Here is a 6,003-nt window from a genome sequence, read left to right as displayed (position 1 = left end):
CATGACCAGCGGGAGGGACTTCACAGTTCCTCCCGCTGGTCGCATTTGTGCCCCTTCTACCCACTCCGTGCCGGACCAACCGGCGCACGTAAGGTGAACGACGTGAACGAACCCCGGTCCGAGAACGCAGACCGCTCGCCCCGACGCGGCGACCGCGACGTACCCCGCCGGGGCGACCGGGCCCCGCGAGAGCAGCGACGCGACAACAGCTCCTACGGGGAGCGCCGCGGGAAGCGATACGACGGTTCCGACACCCCCCGCCCCGACAGGAGCGAGTCCGGCGAACGGCGCGGTAGCGGCGAGCGCTCATCCTCCGACCGGGACCCGCGTCGAGGGGACGGCGCTCCCCGCGCCGCGGGCAGTCCCCGGAGGGCCACGGCCAGTGGCCGCGCCGGCGGCGATCGACGCACCGGCGCCTCCGGCGGTGAGCGCAGTGGTGGCGCCCCGAGCGGAGACCGGCGGGGCGGCGGCCCACGCGGAGTCACCGGACGCGGGGATCGGCCGGTGGGCGCCCGCAGGAGCGAAGGCCGCCCCGGTCAGGACGCACGTCAGGCAGCCCGCGCCGATGAGCCAGCCCTGCCCGACGATATCGAGGCCGCCGACCTCGACGCCGACGTCCGTCGCGACCTGCGCAGCCTTGACAAGTCGAACGCGGAAACAGTCGCCAAGCACCTGGTCGCCGCCATGCACCTCGTCGACGACGACCCGCAGCTCGCTCTGGCGCACGGCCGCGCCGCCAAGAACCGCGCCGGCCGCATCGGCGTCGTCCGCGAGACCCTCGGCGTCCTGGCCTACCGTGCCGGCGAGTGGTCCGAGGCGCTCAGCGAGCTCCGGGCCGCCCGACGCATCTCCGGCGGGCCCGGTCTGCTCGCGATGATGGCCGACTGCGAGCGCGGGCTCGAGCGCCCGCAGCGCGCCATAGAACTCGCCCGCGGTGACGAGTCGCGGATGCTCGACGCCGACGAGCTGATCGAACTGCGCATCGTCGAGGCGGGAGCCCGTGTCGACATGGGCCAGCTCGACGCCGCCCTCGTGACCCTGCAGGACGCCGGCGTCGACGCCGACGCCCGCGGCGAGTCCGCCGCCCGGCTCGACTACGCCTACGCGGAGGTCCTCCTGGCCTCCGACCGCAGGGACGAGGCGGCGGAGTGGTTCCGCCACGCACTCTCCGCCGACCCCGAGGACGTCACCGGCGCCGCGCCTCGTCTGGCCGAACTGGAGGACTGATCGCGGTGAGCGTCACCACCCTGGCCGAGGCCCACGATGCACTCCTCGTGGACCTCGACGGCACACTGATCCGCGGCACTGAGCCGATCCCCGGCGCCGCCGACGCGCTCGAGCGGGCGGGCCTGCCCGTGGTGTACGTGACCAACAACGCTAGCCGGTCCCCGGAGGACACCGCCGCCCACCTCCGCGAACTGGGATTCACCACGCGGCCCGACGAGGTCATGACCAGCGCACAGGCCGCCGTGGTCATGCTGCGCGACCACGTCGCCCCGGGCTCGAGGGTCCTGGTCGTCGGTCACGATAGTTTCCGGGAACTCGCCCGGGAGGGCGGCTACGATGTCGTCCTCTCCGCCGACGACCGGCCCGACGCCGTGCTGCAGGGCCTGTCGCGAGAGTTGACCTGGGCCGACCTCGCGGAGGGCTGCCTCGCGATCCGCCGAGGCGTGCCCTGGATCGCCTCTAACGTCGACACGACCCTTCCGACCGAACGGGGTCTGCTCCCCGGCAACGGATCCCTCGTCGCTGCCTTGCGGGCCGCCACGGATCGCGAGCCCGTCGTCGCCGGGAAGCCCGCGGCTGGCGTGCTGCGTGCTGCCGCGGACCGCGTCGGGTCCACACGCCCCCTGGTGATAGGCGACCGACTCGACACGGACATTGAGGGAGCCGTCGCCGCCGGGATGCCCGCGCTGATGGTCCTCACCGGCGTCCACGACCAGACCCACCTGCTGTCGGCGGATCCGCACCGGCGCCCCACCCATCTCGCGCCCGACCTGTCGGCTCTCGCCGAGCCCGCCGACGCGTCCCGGATCCCGCACACCGCTGAGTTCGACGGCGCGGTCGAGGCCGGGGTGCTACACCTCTCCGTAGTCCCGGACCATCTGCACGGGTTGGATCTGGCCCGAGCCGTGATCGCACTGGCGTGGCGTCACGACGTGTCGCAGGTGTCCGCGGGCGGAGACGGCCTCCGATCCCGGCTCGCGGATGCGGGACTCGTCGTCGGCTAGCGTGTAGGCCGTGACCACCCCCGGACCCCATCCACGTCCCGGGCCCACGGGGCCCGACATCGACGAGCTCCGCTCGGCGTTCGACGACCTGCTCGGCGACTCGGTCGGCGCGCCGGGGACCGACGCCGGCGGCGGGGCGGTCCGCGACGACCAGGTCGCCGCGCTCGACGCCGCCCACGAGCTCCTCGCGCAGGCTCTCACGGCCCTGGACAACCGACGCTGATGGCGGCCAGACGCATGCGGCTCGACGCCGAACTGGTACGTCGCAAGATGTGCGACAGTCGCGAACGGGCGCGGGACCTCATCGACTCCGGGCGCGTCATCGTCAACGGGGTGGCCGCCACCAAACCCGCCACCCAGGTCGAACCCACCACCTCGATCGCGCTCACCGCATCCGACGAGCCGGACTGGGCGTCCCGCGGCGCCCACAAGCTGGTCGGCGCCCTCGACACCTTCGCCGGCGTGACCGTCGACGGGGCGCGCTGTCTCGACGCCGGAGCCTCCACCGGCGGCTTCACCGACGTGCTGTTGAGCCGGGGCGCAGCCCGTGTCGAAGCCGTCGACGTGGGGTACGGACAACTGGTGTGGCGACTGCGCAGCGACGAGCGCGTCGGCGTCCACGACAAGACCAACGTCCGGTCGCTCACCCCGGGGGACATCGGTGGGGAGGTCGATCTCGTGGTGTCCGACCTGTCGTTCATCTCCCTGCCGCTCGTGCTGCCGGCGCTCGCTCTGTGCACGCGGCCGGGCGGGCATCTCCTCCCGATGGTCAAGCCACAGTTCGAGGTGGGGCGCGACCGCGTCGGGCAGGGCGGCGTCGTCCGTGACCCCGAGCTGCGGATCGAGGCCGTCACCGGTGTCGCCCACGCGGCCGCGGGACTGGGGCTCGAACTCCTGGGCTGCGTGGCCAGTCCGCTTCCCGGCCCGTCCGGCAACGTCGAGTATTTCCTGCACCTGCGCAGGTCCGCATCGGGAGAGCCGGCGGACCTCACCGACGAGTCGCGACACGCGATCCGCACGGCAGTCGAGGAGGGCCCACGATGAATGACATCCCCGGATCCGAGCAGCCCCGGCGCATCCTGCTCGAACCCAACATCGCCCGACCGGACATCGTCGCGACGGTCGCGCAGGTGGTCGACGCGTGCGCGGAGCGGGGCATCGCCGTCCGGGTTCTCGAGGACACCCGGGACCGGGTCGCCACCGGCGGTGGAGTGGAGTGCGTCCCCGACACGCCCGCCGCCGCTGAGGGATGCGAGCTCGTCCTGGTCCTGGGCGGGGACGGGACGTTCCTGCGCGCCTGCCAGTACGCCCACGCAGCGGACGTGCCCGTGCTAGGGGTCAACCTCGGACACATCGGCTTCCTCGCCGAGTCCGAGGTCTCCTCTCTGAGCGGCGTCGTGGAGCAGATCGCCGCACGCGACTACCGCGTCGTGGAGAGGATGACGGTCGAGGCGACGGTCATCAACGGCGAGACCCGGCTCGCGCACGACTGGGCGCTCAACGAGGTCAGCATCGAGAAGGTGGCACGACAGGGCGTGCTCGAGGCCTCCGTCGAGATCGACGGCCGCCCCGTCAGCGACTACGGTTGCGACGGCATGTTGGTCTCCACCCCCACGGGATCCACCGCATACGCGTTCTCCGCCGGGGGCCCCATCGTCTGGCCCGAGCTCGACGCCATCCTCGTCGTGCCGAACAACGCCCACGCGCTCTTCGCCCGGCCCATGGTCGTGGCGCCCACCTCCAGGGTCGCGGTGGAGACCGGAGTGCACTCGGGCCCGGCCGTGGTCGTCCTCGACGGGCGGCGCCTGGTCGACGCACCGCCGGGTAGCCGCGTCGAAGTGGTCCGCGGTCGACGCCCGGTCAAGTGGGTGCGGCTCGACGATTCGCCGTTCACCGATCGCCTGGTCACCAAGTTCCAGTTGCCGGTGACCGGGTGGCGCGGACGATCGGGTGTCCGGCCGCTCACCTAGGGTGGGTGCGTGCTCACGGAACTCCGGATCAGCGGCCTCGGCGTCATCGACGAGGCCGTCGCCGACTTCTCGCCAGGACTGTCCGTCCTCACCGGAGAGACGGGCGCGGGCAAGACGATGGTCGTCACCGGTCTGAGGCTGCTGGCCGGGGGTCGCGCCGACCCCGGCCGTGTGCGCCGGGGAACGGACAAGGCGGTCGTCGAGGGGCGCTTCGACCTGTCCGCGACCGCCACGATGGACCCGGCCGATCGCCGGGATCTCGACGACCTCCTCGAGGACACCGACGTCGACCTCGACGAGGACGGCAGCGTGATAGCCGCCCGACGGGTCGGCGCGGACGGTCGCTCGCGCGCCCGGCTCGGCGGTCGTTCCGTCCCTGCCGGCACCCTCGCCCGCTTCTGCGCGCCGGTCCTCGCCGTACACGGACAGAACGACCAACTCCGTCTGCTGCGCCCGGACCGGCAGCGCGACGCCGTCGACGCGCACGGCGGTGACGACGCCCGCGCCGCGCTCGAGGCGTACCGCGAGACCTACAGGCGGTGGCGTCAGGCCGAACGCTCACTGGCCGAGCGCACCGGTAGGGCCCGCGAGCTCGCCCGCGAGGCGGACCTGCTGCGCATGGGGCTCGAGGAGATCGACTCCCTCGACCCACAGCCTGGCGAGGAGGCCGAACTCGATGCGCTCATCCGCCGCCTGACCGATTCCGAGGAGCTACGCGAGGTGGCCGGGCGGGCCCACGAGGCGCTCACCGGTGACGGCGAGACCACTGAGCCGATGGTGGGTGTGCTCGACCAGCTGCGGCAGCGGCTGGCAGGCGCCGGGGACCCTGCGCTCGACCCCATCGCCACGAGCATCGGACAGGCCGTCGCCGCGCTCGGGGACGCGGCCACCGAGCTCGGCCTGTACCTCGCCGAGCTGCCCGTCGACTCCGCCGACCTGGATTCGGCGATGGAGAGACGACACGATCTCCGCGCGCTGACGCGCAAGTACGGTACGGACGTCGACGACGTCATCGCCTGGGCCGCCAGAGCCCGGACCCGACTGGGGGAGGTCGACACCTCCGAGACCGCCGTCGCCGAGCTGCGCGCCACGGTGGAGCGGCTCGCGGCGGAACTGTGCGAACGCGGCGCCGCGCTGACCGCCGTCCGGCGCGCGGCGGGGGAGGACCTCGCCGCCCGGGTGACGGCCGAGCTCGCCGAGTTGTCGATGGGTGGCGCCCGCCTCACCGTCCGCGTCACCCCGTCGGGGGACGGGCTCGACGGCGCCACCGAGAGCGGGCTCGACGACGTCGAACTGGCGCTCGACGGGCCCTCGGGGCCGGTGCCTCTCGGCAAGGGCGCGTCAGGCGGCGAGCTGTCGAGGGTCATGCTCGCGCTCGAAGTGGTCCTGGCCGAACGCTCGGGCGGGGGCACGCTGGTGTTCGACGAGGTCGACGCCGGCGTCGGAGGCCGGGCCGCGTTGAGCATCGGCAAGCGACTGGCCCGCCTGGCGCGGACCCACCAGGTCATCGCCGTCACCCACCTCGCGCAGGTCGCGGCCTACGCCGATACCCACCTGGTCGTTCACAAGGACGCCGACCCCGCGGGCGCCGACACCGGGAGTTCCGGTGTCGTCGTCTCCGGGGTCACGGCGGTCGCGGACGCCGACCGCGTAACCGAACTGGCACGGATGCTCGCGGGACTCGAGGACACCGATACCGGACTCGCCCACGCGAGGGAGCTGCTGGAGAAGGCCCAGTACGAAAAGTCTCAAGCTGAGATCGACCGTTAAGGCGACACGCCGGGGTGACCTCCCTCGTCACT

General features: G+C 72.9%; 6 protein-coding genes. All 6 read left to right on the top strand.

The features are described from left to right. Positions 1–504: 504 nt before the first annotated feature. The 6 genes from DPA01S_RS06640 to recN are packed head-to-tail and all read left to right on the top strand — an operon-like array spanning position 505 to position 5,971. On the top strand, positions 505–1,227 hold the full coding sequence (locus DPA01S_RS06640) for a tetratricopeptide repeat protein (RefSeq protein ID WP_311199451.1): 723 nt from the start codon (positions 505–507) through the stop codon (positions 1,225–1,227). Positions 1,228–1,232: 5 nt separating this feature from the next. Continuing rightward, positions 1,233–2,231: an HAD-IIA family hydrolase gene (locus tag DPA01S_RS06635; RefSeq protein WP_061228843.1), complete on the top strand. Its 999-nt coding sequence runs from the start codon at positions 1,233–1,235 to the stop codon at positions 2,229–2,231. 10 nt (positions 2,232–2,241) lie between these two features. Then, positions 2,242–2,454 (top strand): hypothetical protein, encoded by a 213-nt coding sequence (locus DPA01S_RS06630; RefSeq protein WP_007629074.1) that lies wholly within the window; start codon positions 2,242–2,244, stop codon positions 2,452–2,454. Then, positions 2,454–3,275: a TlyA family RNA methyltransferase gene (locus tag DPA01S_RS06625; RefSeq protein ID WP_061228842.1), complete on the top strand. Its 822-nt coding sequence runs from the start codon at positions 2,454–2,456 to the stop codon at positions 3,273–3,275. The genes DPA01S_RS06630 and DPA01S_RS06625 overlap by 1 nt, the downstream gene beginning before the upstream one ends. After that, complete coding sequence (locus DPA01S_RS06620; protein ID WP_061228841.1) at positions 3,272–4,201, top strand: NAD kinase; 930 nt, start codon at positions 3,272–3,274, stop codon at positions 4,199–4,201. Before DPA01S_RS06625 ends, DPA01S_RS06620 begins: the two co-directional genes overlap by 4 nt. A 9-nt stretch (positions 4,202–4,210) precedes the next feature. After that, entirely contained in the window at positions 4,211–5,971 is a 1,761-nt protein-coding gene (gene recN / locus DPA01S_RS06615; RefSeq protein WP_061228840.1) for a DNA repair protein RecN, read from the top strand. The last annotated feature ends 32 nt before the right edge of the window (positions 5,972–6,003 follow it).

Source organism: Dietzia papillomatosis NBRC 105045, from assembly GCF_001570845.1.
In the GTDB taxonomy this organism is placed as follows: Bacteria; Actinomycetota; Actinomycetes; order Mycobacteriales; family Mycobacteriaceae; genus Dietzia; species Dietzia cinnamea.
The sequence above is the reverse complement of the archived record's forward strand: the minus strand, read 5'-3'. Positions and strand labels throughout refer to the sequence as shown.

Coding starts and splice junctions, on each gene's coding strand:
- DPA01S_RS06625 (WP_061228842.1), top strand. CDS start 2,454: ATGGCGGCCAGACGCATGCGGCTCGACGCCGAACTGGTACGTCGCAAG.
- DPA01S_RS06620 (WP_061228841.1), top strand. CDS start 3,272: ATGAATGACATCCCCGGATCCGAGCAGCCCCGGCGCATCCTGCTCGAA.